This is a genomic window from Rufibacter glacialis, assembly GCF_008271745.1.
Classification (GTDB): Bacteria; Bacteroidota; Bacteroidia; order Cytophagales; family Hymenobacteraceae; genus Nibribacter; species Nibribacter glacialis.
The window spans coordinates 642325-657496 of the sequence record NZ_VKKZ01000020.1 but is presented as its reverse complement, the minus strand read 5'-3'; the positions used below and the strand labels follow the sequence as shown (position 1 = coordinate 657496).

Below are 15172 nucleotides of genomic sequence, written 5' to 3'. Positions count from 1 at the left end.
AATCAATTAGTTGTTTAGTTGGGGAATCTGCCTTGGTGGGTTACACCGATGCCTCTGAATAATTTAAGCGGTGTTTTGCCCGTATGAGCTAGGCTATCTCTTGCAATACTTGAAGAAGGTGGCAATCGTATAAGTATAACTCCCTCTCAAGCAACTGTCATACAGCCTATCGGTTCTAGTGCTAGAGTACTTGGGGTGGAATTGGCTTACCCGGTGGAAATAGCACCTGCCTTCTTCCCCAAACTCAGCCGCCAGGCTGCACCCAACCTCAAACCATGCGGCATAGGAAGAGGTGACATCAATACCTTTTCCCTCTAGCGCAGTAATGCGCAATTCCACTCTGTCCTTAACCTGTGAATCATGGCTGCCTGGCTTGCCGGAATAAGGGTTAGGCTTTTCCTTCTGGAATGACTCATAGCGGGCGAACACCGCGGCGCTGTGGTTGAAGTACGCCTCTTCGTCATAGCTGTATCCCCTAAGGCTGGCAATATTCCTCGGCTTCACATCAATGGTAATGCCCAGTTGCAGGAAGGTCTTCCTGAGAGCCTCAAAATGCTCCCGGTGCCTTTCCCTGAATGCGATAGGTATCAGACCCCAGAAACCGTGGCCGGAGACGGAGAGGCCGCAGTAGGCGACATTGGGGATGTTAGCTATCTGCCGCTTCAGGTCATAAAAATTGTCTAAGTGCGTGTTTTCCTTCAGGTCAATGTCGAACTGGATCAGTCCGCTGTGACTAATCAGGTCTTTCTCGCTTCTATAGGTGAAGGTGCCGCTGGGGGTGATGGCTGGAAGCCTGCCCTTCAAGCTATCCCGCACCTGCTTGTCATCTGTTACCCTTATTTTTTTCACCTCTTTGGCGTAAGCGCCACAGGAGAGCCAATCCAGCAGGTTTACGGTTTTGGGGTCTGTGGCGGTGCCGTAATTGGCGAAGCAGGAGACCTCCACATCCAGAATTGAGTTACCGGTTCTGTCCCGTCCCATTTCTGGGACAAACGGAATGTGAGCACTTAATATCCCTTTATCCATCGGTGAACGGTTGACTTATGGCTGTCCGATCCGAACACCAGAATTGATATCTCCCTTACATTGGTCATCCCCTTGCCATTGAGCTCAAGGCATTGCCTCTTCTGCTCCAGCCTCAGCGCGTCCTTATCCCCACTATTCTCTACTGTAATACTCTTCAATCTGGGTAGCTTATCGTAAACGGCGACCATGTGCTTTGTGAAGGTATTCAATATCCTTAAAGAGTTCTCGAAGTCCTGGTCGGTGCACTCCAGTATGTGTGGGAGTGTGCCGCCCTCATAGGCCCTTATTACACTGAGTTGCATGGCTATACGGAAGCATATCATGCCCATCCTGTTAACCGTTCCTCCTAAGGCCATACTCACGTGCTCCCTGAGCTCACTTTTCTGCTCCGAGAACTCCTTCAAGAACCTTTCCTGTTGATGGGGCTTAAGCTCGAACTCGATAGGGTAACTCAATGTGGTCAACTCACTATGCATTTTCCTGAACCAGACGCCCATCTCCGTGAAGTACTTGCTGTAGCCGTTCTTGTTCTTATCAAACACGTTGTTGAACTCGGGAGTGGAGTCAAACTCATAATAGAGAAAGCGGCTGAACAGGCCGTTCTCCACCGAGGGGATCAGCTTCAAAAGCTGGTCAAACGTGCTGGACAGCACGACGGAAAGGGAAGGGGATGGTATCTCCACATCTTCGCTGTTGGTACGCCTGAAAAAACTCATGGGCTCATGGCCGAAAGCTTGCCTCAGCACATCAGAGAAACCGCCGTGCTCTTGCCTCATTGCCTCCGCCAGCGTGTCGGCCTCAGTTTCAAACATGATCCCCCTTCCGCTGTTCTCGACAAGAAGCTGCAACATGCCTGTCTTCCCTATATTGGAGGGGATGTACATCTTCAGGTGCGGCGGCTGTTTGGGTTGCTCCGGCATGGTGGAGGCCTTTCCCTGCTCAAACATCTTGGACTCCATCTTATATCGCGCCATCTCCTCCTTATGGGTGTTCACCAGCTCTGCTGTCTTTTCGTGTTTCTCCTGATGTATGGCCTCAGCGAGCTTCCTTGCCCACATGAGCCCACTCTTGCCCTCCCCGTAGGGTCCCAGGGTGTAGGTGTAAAGGTTAGGCTCCAGTTTTTTGCCGCCGTAATATCCGTATACATTGGGTAAGATGCCGCTGGTCACGCCCAGCATACCTACGAGGAAAACTTCTCTCTCTATGGGATCGACTATCCTGCGGCAAAGCGCCCCCTGAACATCGGGTAGGTTTGCATACACTTCTTCAGGGAAAGCTTTGGTGCTTTTTAGCCCCATACCGCCCAAGTTGCTGGACGGTATGGGGCAGTTGAGGTCGGTGCCCGGTGGTACGTTTACTGTTATTTTGAAGGCGTTACCGATGCTTCCACCGGCCAGGGAACCAGTGGAAACATTGGGTTTCATCGGAAGTGATACTGTCTCCATTCCAGCTAGATGATGGGTTGGAAGAAGTCCGTGTATAGAAAACTCTGCCACACATGCATGTCACGAGGCTTCATGTCTATTCGATGAGTTTTGTCCTCCATAAACCTTTCCGGCCCAGAGAGAATATGCTGCATGGTTGACTCGATCTCCCGCAGAGCCTTTACGGCCGGAAGGGTTTCCGTGCCATCCTCCAGTTGGAAGGCCAGGATCTTCGTGTACTGTATCAAGCGTTTGACCCGCCTAACGTAGAAGGAGTAGGCGGAGACATCGATTAACGTATCCATGGAATGTAATTCAATAAACTCTGATAGAAAATCATGGATATCATCCTTGAGCAGCGCCGTCTGCATCATCAAAAGCTTGGCCTCGGCAAGCGTATAGCTCACTTTATGCGATACAGGCTCCCTTTCACTGATTTTCAGCCCCCGTTTGGCATGATTATATGTATCAAACGGTGTGTCACTAGCTGTATTCCTAGCTGTCTCACCTGTATCATAAGGTGTATCAATGAGTGTGTCGATGCGTGTATCGGCTGTATCGAAGCCTGTATCAAAGAGTGTATCGTTCTCTGTATCACTATCCAGGAAGGAGGTCTCAAGCAGTTTCCTCAGGATGCGCTGCACCTTTGATTTGTCTATGCCTAGCTCAGAGGCGATTCCGCGGATGGATAAACCAGCGGCTTGCATTTCCTGCACCTGCTGTTCAATGGTATATGAATTCATATGAAAGGGGATTAGAATTTAGAAGGCCTACGGGTATGTATTCTTACTTCCTTCTCAATTTGACTCTGTGTCTTCTTTTCCCCTGAGTCAATCCATTCCAAGAGCTGTGAACGCTTGAACCTAAGCTTTCCGCCCTTTTTGTAGTGGGGCAGCTTTGATTTGTTTACCAATCCGTAAATAGTGGAAGAAGCCAAGTTTAGCAACTTAGCTGCCTGTTGCACATTTAGGATTTCAGATAGGCTGTCTGTAGCTGTCTGCTTCTGGCGTGACGAGTCTAATGCCAGCCTAAGCTCTGTACTGATGGCCTGCGTGATCAATTCACGCAAATGGGTTTCTGTTGTAACGATAATATTCATTGTATCAGTTATGATTAGTTATGATACAATGATAGATGTAGAGAAAGCAAGGGTGCAGAAACCCTTGCTTTTACCCTTGCTTTCTAAGAGGATAACCTATTGATAATCAAATCTATTCTTTTCTTTAAATGTTTGTTTGCAGGATTGATACCCTTGCTTTTGACGGAATATAAATCCTTAGATTCTTTACCGTTGAAGATAAAGTGTTTTGCGACAACTGTAACCGAGGACGATCCCTTTGAATGAGTGTAAAACCCTACGTTTATATACTTCGCAAGTTTGTCTAAGAGATAGAAGACTAAAGCCTTTTGTGCTAAGAAATTGATGGGCTCCTTTTGTACAATACCTTCAAAGTGCTTCCTGAATATATTCAGGTCAATTTCTCCGATGATTTTTTCCTCTGTCAAGGATGCATGAAGCTTGTTAAACATTTGACTATTTCCAACCCAAACCAGGGTAGTTTTACCCTCTCCCTTTTTACTATTCTGGTTATTGCTGTTAGATAAAGTTAGCTTCAAACCTGTAATTCTAGATTTAAGATATTCTAAGTAATCTAGATTACTATAGAACTTAGCTAGAGGATTAATGAAATCTAACTTTCTCTCTTCATATGGGCTCTGATACACTTCTATTCTGTTTTCTATAATTGAAGGTGTATCAAACTCCTTTTGCTGTAGCTCCTTTTTGGTGAACTTCTCTGGAAGAATGAAATGTCCGGAAGGAGACTTTAGTGTATCTTTCTTTTCAGCTAAAAGTTTTTCAAAGAACTTCAATTCTTCTTCTAGCCCTAGCCCCCCAGTTAATATCCTTGCATTATATTCAGTCTTCCCAATTTCTTCTTTTATAATCTGCTTTATTTTAGACTTGATTCTGTTATAGAAGTAGTCCAAAGCCAATTTTCCATTGTCTTCCATATCAGTCCTAATTTTTCTTAAATGCTAATAGGCTATTTGAGAACTGTTTCTTGATGTCATCTTCGAAAGAGTCTAGATAATGCTCTGTTGTTTTAGAATCTTGATGCCCGAGGGATTCCTGTATGTATTCCTTTGAGGCTCCGCTTCTCTTAAGAACCGTGCTGAATGAGTGACGAGCAACGTAAGTAGTCAGATTAATGTCCAGTTCTAATTCAGTTGCAATCCGCTTCATGTAGGTATTGATGTTCTTAGTAAGTTGATTTATAATCTGTCTTTCTCTTGTGGGTGTTTCACAATCGTTAAGAAAGGGATAGACGTAGCTTTCTGACCCGATGTATTTATTCCCCCATTTGTCAATGATTTGCTGAGCTTCAGCAGGAAGAATGAATTCAATAGGTTTAGGGTCAATTCTGGTTGTTCGTTTGGTTTTTGCTCTATAGAAAGAAATTTTACCGTTGGAGATGTTTTTACCTTTCAATAAACAGATGTCTTTTATATTCATTCCATTACACAGGTAGCTAAAGAACCAAAGATCCCTAGCTTTCTCTTCCATCGTTCCCTCCTCAACAGGATGGTAGTATATTTTCTCAATCTGGCTCAAGTTAAGCGCCTTCTTAACATTTCTTCCTTTTGGTATAGTGTATCGCCTGGTTCCGAACGGATACTGTTCTGGTTTCACAATGCCTGCTTCTTTGGCTTCATTGATAATAGTTCTTAGACTTCTTAGATAAAAGCCAATTGTGGTTAGGGACTTGTTGTTGCCCAGCATCCACTTCTCGTATTTATGTAGGAACTCAGGCGTTACATCATCAAAGAGCAGCGGCTTCCTGAATTTAGATAAAGAGCTAAGGGCATTTCCGTAGCTTAATGCTGTCGTTATGCGACCTTCTTCTTGCAAAGATTTGATGTAATCCTCAAAGGAGCTATAGACATCGTTCTTGTTCCGGTTTGATTTGAAGCGTTTCTCAAATTCGGCAAAAGAGAAGAGGGGGATTTCTTTGATGACACCTCCAGCCTTATGTTCTAGTGCTTTCAGTGCTTGCCCAATTTCTTTATATGGTGAACGGGGTTTAGGCCCTACCACTTTCTCCCATTCATCAGGTGAAAGAGCAACCAGCTCATTGTCCACGATAGCAGAGTAGTATTTAGACCTACGGTTAAAGGTAATCCTTATCTTTATGGGGAATCTGCCGTCCGCTTTTTCTCTGCGGGTATCTAATATAATGGTAGCTGTTGCGTTCATGTGTTTACAAATTTGAGAAACAATTTGAGAAACAAATGAACGCAAATGTTAGAAATAAAGCTAAGCGTTAGGAGTATTTATTTATTAAAAGCCTTAAAAAAGCCTGTTTAAGGGGTTTTTGCTAAGAAAGGCAAAAATGGATAAACGTTCAAAAAATGACTCATAATCAGTAGGTGCTTGGTTCGATTCCAGGTGGGCCCACATAACGCCAATTAATCCCTAGTCACTTCTTGTTGGCTAGGGATTTTTTCTTGCTTAAAATGCTGGAAAAGCAGGTTTGACATGTTGTCCACCTCGGTTCATTATGGTTCACCCATACTAAAAAGGGTCCCCTTTTGCTTTTGAAAGGCAGTGTGAATCAGCGCATGCTAAAAATAAAACTTTCCTTCAAAAAATAGGCACCTCCCTAAAATTGAAAATTAAATAGTGGCAATTAATTCAAGAGGCCTGTTTCCCGGGCAGTTTTTAAAAAGTGAGGAAGAAACAGGGTCATTCTGCTTTTGCTAGTCATAAATGTATTTTTTACATTTATGACTAGCAAAAGCAGAATCCTAAGGGAAATCTGTTTCGCTTCACCAAAGCCCACCACCTATGGTCTCCACCCACTTCTGCCGGAATATTCTTGTGGCAGTTCTCCTACTTGCCGGTTTTACCACCAATGCGCAAAAACTCAAGAGAAACCAGTTCATGAACCCATTGGCTTTGCAAAGGGCCGATCCGCATGTCTGGAAAGCAGAAGATGGCACCTATTACTTTGTGGCCACCGTGCCGGAATATGACCGGTTGGAGATCAGGCGTGCCAGGACCATCAATGGCATCAAAGATGCCTTACCGGTAGTAGTATGGCGCAAACATGGGAAAGGAGCCATGGGCAATCATATCTGGGCCCCGGAGCTGCACCAGATAGATGGGAAATGGTACATTTATTTTGCAGCCGGATCAGCGGAGGATAAATGGAAAATACGCAAATATGCCTTGTCTAATGCCTCAGCAGATCCTACCAAAGGCGAATGGAAAGAGGAGGGGGAAATCATTAGCCAAAGAAATGAATTTAGCCTGGATGCTACCACCTTTGCCCACCAGGGGCAGCGCTACATGATCTGGGTAGACAGAGCTTCAGACAAGGTAAGAAACACAGGTTTATATATTGCCAAAATGACCAGCCCTACCACTTTAGGTGACAAACAAGTGGTCATTTCGCAACCTGAATTCGCCTGGGAAATCCAAGGTCACCGAGTGAACGAGGCCCCGGCCGTGCTTATCCGCAACGGGAAGGTGTTTGTGACGTTTTCCGCCAGCGCCACTGATGCCAATTATTGCCTTGGTTTACTTTGGGCCAAAGAGGGAGCGGATCTTCTTGATCCTGCCGCCTGGCACAAGCTGCCAGAGCCGGTATTTTACTCTAATGAACGACTCAAACGTTTCGGGCCGGGGCACAACAGCTTTACTTTAGCAGAAGACGGCAAAACAGATGTGATGCTTTACCATGCCCGCGACTATAAAGAGATCAAGGGTGAGCCATTATACGATCCGAACCGCCATACCCGCGCCCGGGTTCTGAGGTGGACCAAAGACGGAATGCCTGATTTCGGTCAAGAGTTAGATGACCATGAGGTGGCCCAGAAAAAGAAAAAGTAAGCATTGAAAGGTCGTTTTTTTCCTTTAACAGGCCAAGCACGCTAAAATCCCTTGCATCCCCTCAATTCTACCAGAAGCTAAGAAAGCCTTCCAAAATTGGGCAGAGGGCAATTCGACTTACCTATGCCGGCTCCGGAATTGCTCTGGGGTACACTCGGTATGCTTCTTGAAGAAACGGAAGAAGTAGTGGTTGTCAAAATACCCTAATTCCGCGGCTATCTGGCTACTGGTCAGTTCTGAATGCACCAAAAGCCTTTGCGCCTCCAGCACGGCCCGCTCCTGGATAAGATCCGTCGTGGTTTTCCCTAAAGAGCGTTTGCAGATGTTGGTGAGGTGTTTGGGGGTTACATGCAGTTGGTCGGCGTAAAAAGTTACTGGAAGGTGTTCCTTGTAGTGTTTCTCCAGCAGGCCCTCCAGTGACTGCAACAAGGAGAGTTCTCCCCGCAAAACCTCCATCTCATTCCCCTCAGCCTGATACAGGCGCGACAGGTGAATCAGAAGCAGGTCTAAGTAGCAGCCCAGGGCCTCCTGGCGCATCAACGCTTGGTTTTGGTATTCTTCCTGTAACCGGCGAAAAGTAGGGAACACTTTTAGAGCCTCTTCCTGAGCCATAGGTAGGAAAGGAGTATGCAGCAAGGCATTGAAAAAGGGAAACCCAGACAATTTGAGGGTAGGAGAAACGGTTTGGTAAAATTCCTGGGTAAAGAAAACCACAAAGCCGTCAGCGTCTTCAGAAAGTTCCCAACTGTGCACCTGCCCCGGAACCAGAAAGAAAGCCATGTTTTCCCTTACCTCATACTTTTTAAAGTCAATGGTATGGGTGCCGGTGCCTTGGGTGATGAAAATGATGATATAAAAATTGTGCTTGTGGGGCTCCCGGATGAACAAATGCTCTTGCAGGTGGGCGGCAAAGGTGCTGAAGTAAAAGTAACGCTCTTTCTGCGCCTGCGCATGAAAGTCCTGGATCTGATAAATGGGCAAATGTTCCTTTGACATGAAGAAAGGCGTGAGAAAGGCCAAGTTAATAAATTTGCCTTTTTCCTATTGGTAGCTGCCTGCAAAGATACAGGTCCATTGCCAGGGTTTTCCTGGTGAGGAAAGGGGAACCATTCCAGGTGTAAAGGTCGCTCCTTTTGCTACACCTTCAGCACCTATTTTGAAGGGTATTGCTAGCCCTTTGGGTTCAACTCCTTGATGAGAAATTCAACACACTAGTCTGTCTGTCAAACCTCAACGGGTTTAATCTTGCAGTTGGTTTACTTTTATTTCTGTCCTGTTAGGAAAGAGTTGAAACTTAGGTGTGTCCCTGAAGAAGATGAAGTAGCCATGAAACGGAGCAGGTTGAAAGTTGTAAATAAGCCAAAGAGCAGGTAGCCGGTTGAAGGTTGACTCAAGGTTTCAGGGCACCGGGAGGAAAAGTCCATCACAAAGGATTTTTTGTCCCGTACCGTCATGAAGCACCTTTTGTATCTTTGTGGGGTAAAACAAGTACAACTAGGTTATGAGCCAGCGCAGATCCTTTGTATATGGCATTGCAAACGTAAAATGCCCACGATGCCGGGAAGGGAACATGTTCCCGAAGGGGACTTTATATTCAACTAAGTTCGCGGACATGAACAAACATTGTTCTTGCTGCGGGCAATCCTTTGAGCCGGAACCTGGCTTTTACTATGGGGCCATGTACGTGAGTTTCGCCTTCAACGTAGCGGTATTTTTGGTAGCCCTCTTTGTCCTGTCGCAGTTTGTGGAAGAAGTAACCATGGGCATGCTGGTGGGGATTGTACTGGTGACGGTGGTAGGCATGTTACCCATCTTCTTCCGGTTGGCCCGGGTACTCTGGATCAGCATCTTTGTCCGGTATGAGGGACCAGCCAGCAAGATCCCGCAGAAAGCCCATGTCTAGGTGGTGCTACCCCAGAAAATGAATGCTGCACCTAGACAACCCAGGTAGCAAAGTGGGCGGGAAACTGGTTAAATGGTTGCTCACTTGGTGCTAAAGGAAGGCTCTTATAATTTACTCTTCCATTGCCTCTTCAGACAAAAGCCAGTTTAAAGCACTTTCATGGTCAATGAAGACTTCATGCCTTATTTGCCCTTTGGCTTGGTAGCCTTGCTTCCCCTTTTCCGTGAATTCAGTATTAGCCACTAAGGAGGGATAATAGTCGGGTGTCACCACCGCCAGTTTCTGCAGGGAGGTTTGGGAGGCTTCCCCTTGAAACTCAGACAACACCCATTCCTTTTCCTCTGGAGTTATTATAGAAAGCTGCAGATCATCTATCAACCAGTATAGGAGGCTCATCTCCCTGGTCAGGTCCAAGGCTTTCCCGAAGCCTATTTTCCGCTCCTGCAGGGTGATTTGACGTCTCCACTCCAGGACAAGGAGCGAGCGGACGGGCTCTGTGGTGATAAGGACAAAATCAGTTTGGAAGGCGGCAGAAGGTTGCTCGTTCATCTCCTTTCTTAGTTTGGGCCAATAGCTTTACGGGCGGGAAAGGGGCAGGGGGATGGCCTTTCAAGAGCTTTCTTAGGGAAAATTGCACACTAGTTTACTAAAAATATAGAGGTTACACAACAGGCTGGGTTTAGTCCCTCTACGGGTAAACCTGGGAAAGATGGTCTAACTATAGGTAATGGCCTTAGTAAGAGGCCAAACCCTTTTCCAAGTGGTGTAGAACCTATGAAACGGGGTTTAGCCTCTTAAAGGATTTTCCTCTCTTTTTACATAAACGCCTTCTTTTCAACCCCACCATTCTTTGAGAAACTGCTCTCCGTTGGTGTAGAAGACCTGCCGTAGCACCTGGTTGGTGAGCAGGTGTTCGCCTTCTCTCCGAATTAAAGACGTTTTGCCTTCATGGGTTTTCAGGTAAGCTTTTTCCGCCTTGGGCAGGTAGGCCTGCAGGACCTTCTCAAATTGGGGCAGCGACTGGGCGGTATTAGCCGTCTTAAGCGAGTCAATGAGGCCGTCAAAGTCTGAGCCAATACAGAGAAAATCCCAACCGTCTTTGCCATGGCGCTCAAGGGCAGGCATCTTGTTGATCACGGCCACTACGTGCAGCAAATTAAGGCAGAAAAGGTACAGTTCCCGTTTACCACGGTCGGCTAGGCCGGGTATCAGGCTCTCTTTCGTGGCCGGTAAGGCCACCTCCTGGGCCGCCGGGCCCGTTGGTGGTTCCTCTACCGGGGCCAGCCGGGGAAGCCGTTGAGCCAGGTCTGGGAAAAGCTGCGCGAAATCCTCGCGGGAGAAGTAGTCATAATCTGGCTGTTTCCGGCCCAGGATGCCTTCAAACCCTAAGATGCGGGCATCCAGGCTGATGCCGATCAGGCCCCGGCTGCGGGCAATTTCCTCAATGTCATCATCAAAGAGACTAATGGAAGCGGGGTTGAAAAAGACATTGTCCAACCCGATCCCTTCCGGCAGTTTGGCGGCCTTTTCCCGGCCCAGCTGCACCCGGACGCTGAACTCGTTTCCGCGTTCCACCCCATATTCCTTGATGTAATCCCGCAATTCGCCACTCCTAAACCCAGTTACCCCCATGTGGGTGGCTAAAATAGGCCACCAGGCTTTCCCGCTTACCTCTTTTGGCGCTTTGAATCCGTCTGGCTTGGTCTCCAGGAGAAGCCGGCGGTAGGCGTAGAAGTCATGGCGCCCCTGCAGGCTCATGTGTTTGATGTCAATCAAAATAGGGTTGGCAGTTTGCTGCGTGTCTACGCAAGCCCTGACCACCTTCTTGCCCAAGAGCGTAAGGCCTTTGATCTGAGGCCGCGCCTCGGCAATGTCCTTCACCATCTTGAACCCGAAGGCATGGGTACACAGGAGTTGCTCTGGCACATGGGAAAGGTGCGTGAGCGTGAGGTACAGGAAATCCACCAAGGGGTTCTGCCGGTAACCGGTCACTACGGCGGCCGGGTCGGCCTCGCCCGCTAACTGGTTGATGAAACGCTTAGACAGGTTATGCCCGCCTTCAATGGCCAGGGCCAGGTTGAGTTTGCCTTCCTGCAGCTCCAGCCCTCCCTTTTTTTTGCGGGTCAGCAAGTTGATATGGAACCGCAGGTTGGTTTGCTGCGCCACCCATTGGTAAAAAGCGAGTTCTTTGCTGAAAAGGGTGTTGTAACTGCCCGCTCCGTTCCGGATGAAGTCAAAGAGCCTGTTGTCCAGCGGAGCCACCACATCCTGGCCAAACACCTCCAGTTCCAGGAGCTTTAGCATCCCTTTTTTGGTGGCGAACACGTATTCAATGGCCACAATGTTGGCTACGCCTAACAGAATTCGGCCGGAGACGGCTTGTGACACGCAACCTTGGCTTTGCAGAATGCTACCGCTCAGCTTATCTACCACCCCGCCAATGGGAGGAAGCGGAATAGGTTCGGTGCAGAGTTTGTTCTGCCTTTCCAGGTCATTGAATTGCACCAAAAACCGCTTGGCCAGGGGGTGGAAATGAAAGTCGAAATAAGTTTCCATTATACAATTGTCTCAGGTGCAGCAATGTTGGTCACTTCCATGGGTTCTTCTTCGTTGTCTTCGCCAATGGCGTAAGAGGGTTTCGCCTGGGCCCGTACCTGGTTCAGGGAGAGCAACCTGGCATAGGCCGCCTCAGGAGTGGTGGAAAGACTGCCCATGGATTCCACGGTGGTCACAGCCGTCTGGCTGCCTGCTTGGCCCGCCTCCAAGGACCGGGCAAAATGCACCGAAGCCGCACTTCTGGAGGCGCCTGCCGCGCTACCAGTTCTTTCCTGTAGTTTGGCTAGTAGGGTACTTTCTCCTTTAAGCGGTTCACTGAAGACCGCCTGCCAGTCTTTGTATTCCATTTCCCGCAGGGCCAAAGGTGGTTTGCCCTGGGCTTTCTCCAATCCAGCAGACCCCATGTAGGCATGACGCAATTGGCCAGGCTGGGGCAGCGGGGTCACCAGCAACTTGCCGATGTCCAGCAGCCCCGCCCCAAATTGGTTACTGGGCAGCTTGCCTTCTTTTCTGGCTGATTTCTGTAAACAGAACCTAAACGCCTCTACCCGTTGCCAAGGCTGGGTGTACCATTTATCTATTTCGCGCTTGTTTTTGGCCAGCCAGAGCAAGGCCGCCGCCGCTACGTGCGGGGTGGCGTAACTGGTGCCGTTCCCGAAGGTCATGTCTTCTTTGTTGCCGTCTCCCAGGACGGGCACGTAGATGAACTCACCGGGGGCGGTGATGTCTACCTCCGGGCCCCGGCAACTTCCGGTCCAGGGGGCATCATCTGGGTTAGAGGCCGCCACGGAGATCACCCCGGGGTATTTGGCGGGAGCCACCACTACCTTCACCTCGTTGCCGGCCGCACAGCACCAAATCACCCCCCGTTCGTACGCCGAACGGGCCAGGTCGCGTAACACGGGGCCACCCGGCAGAACACCCATGCTCATGGTGAGCACCTGATACCCGCTGCTGATGGCCCGGGTGGCCGCGTCCACCAACTCGCTGATGCGGCCTATAAGGATAACTGATTTGGCTACCCTAAACGGGGTAATGACCAGCGGCACTTTGTCTTTCTCCGTGATGGCGCGTAACAAACCTACATTGCCCTCGCGCGAAGGAGAAACCTCACTGTCTGAGACACCGATCAAGATGCTGCCCGTGCGGGTGCCGTGCCCGAAATGCTTTAAAATTCCCCCTGACCGGGCATCCATGGCCTCATTGTCTTCCTCTATGGCATCATAATCCATGTTGAGGTTAAAGCCGCCCTTTACTTTGGAATGGGTGGTGTAGCCGGTGTCAAATTGAGCCAGGCGTAAAGAAGACAGTTCCTCCAACCCAGACCGGCCCAGCAGTTTGGTTATTTCCGTTTCTGAGAAGTTGACGGCCCGGTGGCTCCATTTCCTGATCTGCGCTTTGCCGGCCGGCGTGTTTCGGTCCAGTTTTTTGAAATAGGGGCTGGAAACCCAGTCGGTCTCCGTGGGGGTGGAGCCTCGGCCGCTCTCTGTGAGGCGGGGAAGGAGGGAAGGGGACTCACTGGCCGGGTCTCCCAATCCTCCAATGGAGGTGAATCGGGGCAGGTCTGGTTCCGCCACTTCTACGCCGTCTATGGCCTCCAGGGCGGCGGCTGTTACCCAGGGGTCAGCTGCACTGGAAAGGTCTACCTTGAGGTAGGCGCCCAGACGCGTGTCTTCTTGGCCTTCCAGCAGGGAAGAAATGTGGCTGGCCGGGAACTGCTGCGTGATAGCAGAGACCACGTACTCTCGCACCAGCGGCAAGGAGCTGGCTTTCACCAGGAACCTCTGCGCTACCGAAGAGGTCAGAACGGGGGCTTCGGGCTTTGCCTCGGCCTTCTCACTGGGGAAGCTGGGTGTGCTGACCTTTGCTGGTTTGGCGCTCACCACCACTGACTTCACCCGGTGGTCTATCCGGTCCAGCAGGTCCCGGCGTTTTGCCTCCATTTCCGGCGAAAGAGGCGGAAAATTGCGCAGTGCTTCTACAATCTTGCTGATGCGCACGCCCTGGTTTGCCACCCAATCTATCAGGTCTTCTGATTCCCCTTCCTGCCAGGGGCTGCTGTCTTTTTTAAGGAACCGGCCCTGGGCGTCTTTGCGGGGCACGCTGGCATTGTGCAGGGCAATGATCTCTCCCGTGCCCAAGGCAATCACAATGCTGCCGCTGGATCCTTGCAGGGTGTCGCTCTCATAGTACAGGTGGTAGTCAGCGCCGGGAAGGTTCTGAATTGCCAGTAGCCGGATGTCGCGCAGCACCACCTTTTTATAATCACCGGCCGGGTGCTGGATCACCAGGCAGTTCTCCCCCTCAATGGCTTTGCCCATTTTGTCATCCAGCACCACGTAGCCATAGTCTGAGAGAGGTTTTCCGCCGGAGCTTACCTCCTCTACGCCCACAATGGTGAAGTCTAATTCTCCCTGCAGTTCACCGTCCGGGGTTTCACGGGGCGTCATGAAAAACAGGTCGGGCCGTAGCCGGAAGGTTTCGCCCAGGAGAGGCTCGCCTACCACGGTACGCTCATAGCCCAGGTTCAGGAAGGACCCTTCGGCCACTGCCTTATTGGGCAACACGTGGTGGTTGGTGATCAACAGGCCTTGGCCAATAAGCCAGCCGGTGCCGTACCCGCTGTCGGGTAACATGACCCGCCCCACGGTGCGGGCAAAGTCTACCAGCCGGTTCAGGAGGCAGGCTTCCTGGAAATCAGGGTTCAGGATTACCCGTTCCCGCGCGAATTTAGCGGGATTGGATGTGTCCTTGGCCATGGACATCTCCCGGCTGATCCGGGCTTTTACCCGGTTGGGGTCTGGCGAGATCTCAGTGATGTCTTTGGTGCCCTGTTTAACGAGAACGATGTCTTGTCTGACCCGCTCAATTTGCGATGCGTAATTCTGGTATTGGTCAGCTGCTTGCTGAATCACTTTCCATTGCAGCGGAGTTAAGGAAGCCATACACAATAGGTTTGCAGGATTCTGGGGGTAATAGAGAGGCAGTAAAGCACTTGCTGAGCAAGACGAAGGAGGGTAACCAGCTGAACTGTCCCCGAGGGATGGGACTGAATTGGATTATGCTTGTAAGGAAAATAATAAAATCAATATTAAAAAGAAAAAAGTGCTTTGTTTTCGAATTCTGGCCATTTTAAGACAGCCAGCTTTTCCTGCCTTTCTCTAAAAACCAGCTGCTTTTTGCCACTGGTTCATTCAAATGGGCACTAAAATTTCATCCTCAAAACCAATTTTGTCTAATTGGTTATTGAATAAAGTGCTGAAAAGTAGATTGTTAGAAGGAAACGGTGGGAATGTCTGGTGGGAAACTTACTGTGGTTTGCCTAACCCTTGGGTCCTTCAACCGCATGCCTGTGTTGTCGGAGGCCCA

Annotated in this window: 12 protein-coding genes; 2 read left to right on the top strand and 10 right to left on the bottom strand. The window is 49.3% G+C overall.

Annotated features, from left to right (window positions below; genetic code table 11):
• Positions 1-93: 93 nt before the first annotated feature.
• The 6 genes from FOE74_RS11020 to FOE74_RS10995 form a co-directional block, all read right to left on the bottom strand.
• Positions 94-981, bottom strand: coding sequence for a BT4734/BF3469 family protein (locus tag FOE74_RS11020; RefSeq protein WP_188686610.1), 888 nt, complete (start codon positions 979-981; stop codon positions 94-96).
• Positions 982-1007: 26 nt separating this feature from the next.
• Positions 1008-2471: a DUF3987 domain-containing protein gene (locus FOE74_RS11015; RefSeq protein ID WP_149098644.1), complete on the bottom strand. Its 1464-nt coding sequence runs from the start codon at positions 2469-2471 to the stop codon at positions 1008-1010.
• Positions 2472-2476: 5 nt separating this feature from the next.
• Entirely contained in the window at positions 2477-3193 is a 717-nt protein-coding gene (locus tag FOE74_RS11010) for a hypothetical protein (RefSeq protein WP_149098643.1), read from the bottom strand.
• An 11-nt stretch (positions 3194-3204) separates the two neighbouring features.
• Complete coding sequence (locus FOE74_RS11005) at positions 3205-3549, bottom strand: helix-turn-helix domain-containing protein (protein ID WP_149098642.1); 345 nt, start codon at positions 3547-3549, stop codon at positions 3205-3207.
• Positions 3550-3632: 83 nt separating this feature from the next.
• The gene (locus tag FOE74_RS11000) at positions 3633-4463 is read right to left on the bottom strand and encodes a hypothetical protein (protein ID WP_149098641.1); all 831 of its coding nucleotides are present in this window, start codon (positions 4461-4463) and stop codon (positions 3633-3635) included.
• A 7-nt stretch (positions 4464-4470) separates the two neighbouring features.
• Complete coding sequence (locus FOE74_RS10995; protein ID WP_149098640.1) at positions 4471-5706, bottom strand: tyrosine-type recombinase/integrase; 1236 nt, start codon at positions 5704-5706, stop codon at positions 4471-4473.
• Positions 5707-6297: 591 nt separating this feature from the next.
• On the opposite strand from FOE74_RS10995, the gene FOE74_RS10990 reads away from it, so the two are divergent.
• On the top strand, positions 6298-7344 hold the full coding sequence (locus tag FOE74_RS10990; protein ID WP_149098639.1) for a glycoside hydrolase family 43 protein: 1047 nt from the start codon (positions 6298-6300) through the stop codon (positions 7342-7344).
• Between the two features lie 117 nt (positions 7345-7461).
• On the opposite strand, the gene FOE74_RS10985 is transcribed toward FOE74_RS10990, so the two are convergent.
• On the bottom strand, positions 7462-8340 hold the full coding sequence (locus tag FOE74_RS10985; RefSeq protein WP_149098638.1) for an AraC family transcriptional regulator: 879 nt from the start codon (positions 8338-8340) through the stop codon (positions 7462-7464).
• Between the two features lie 616 nt (positions 8341-8956).
• Between FOE74_RS10985 and FOE74_RS10980 the strand changes: the two genes are divergently transcribed.
• Positions 8957-9247, top strand: coding sequence for a DUF983 domain-containing protein (locus tag FOE74_RS10980; RefSeq protein ID WP_229726169.1), 291 nt, complete (start codon positions 8957-8959; stop codon positions 9245-9247).
• 111 nt (positions 9248-9358) lie between these two features.
• On the opposite strand, the gene FOE74_RS10975 is transcribed toward FOE74_RS10980, so the two are convergent.
• From FOE74_RS10975 to FOE74_RS10965, 3 genes are all read right to left on the bottom strand, one after another.
• Positions 9359-9796, bottom strand: coding sequence for a hypothetical protein (locus FOE74_RS10975; protein ID WP_149098637.1), 438 nt, complete (start codon positions 9794-9796; stop codon positions 9359-9361).
• Positions 9797-10081: 285 nt separating this feature from the next.
• Positions 10082-11803, bottom strand: coding sequence for an amidohydrolase family protein (locus FOE74_RS10970; RefSeq protein ID WP_149098636.1), 1722 nt, complete (start codon positions 11801-11803; stop codon positions 10082-10084).
• Positions 11803-14748: a S8 family serine peptidase gene (locus tag FOE74_RS10965; RefSeq protein WP_149098635.1), complete on the bottom strand. Its 2946-nt coding sequence runs from the start codon at positions 14746-14748 to the stop codon at positions 11803-11805. The genes FOE74_RS10970 and FOE74_RS10965 overlap by 1 nt, the downstream gene beginning before the upstream one ends.
• Between the last annotated feature and the right edge of the window lie 424 nt (positions 14749-15172).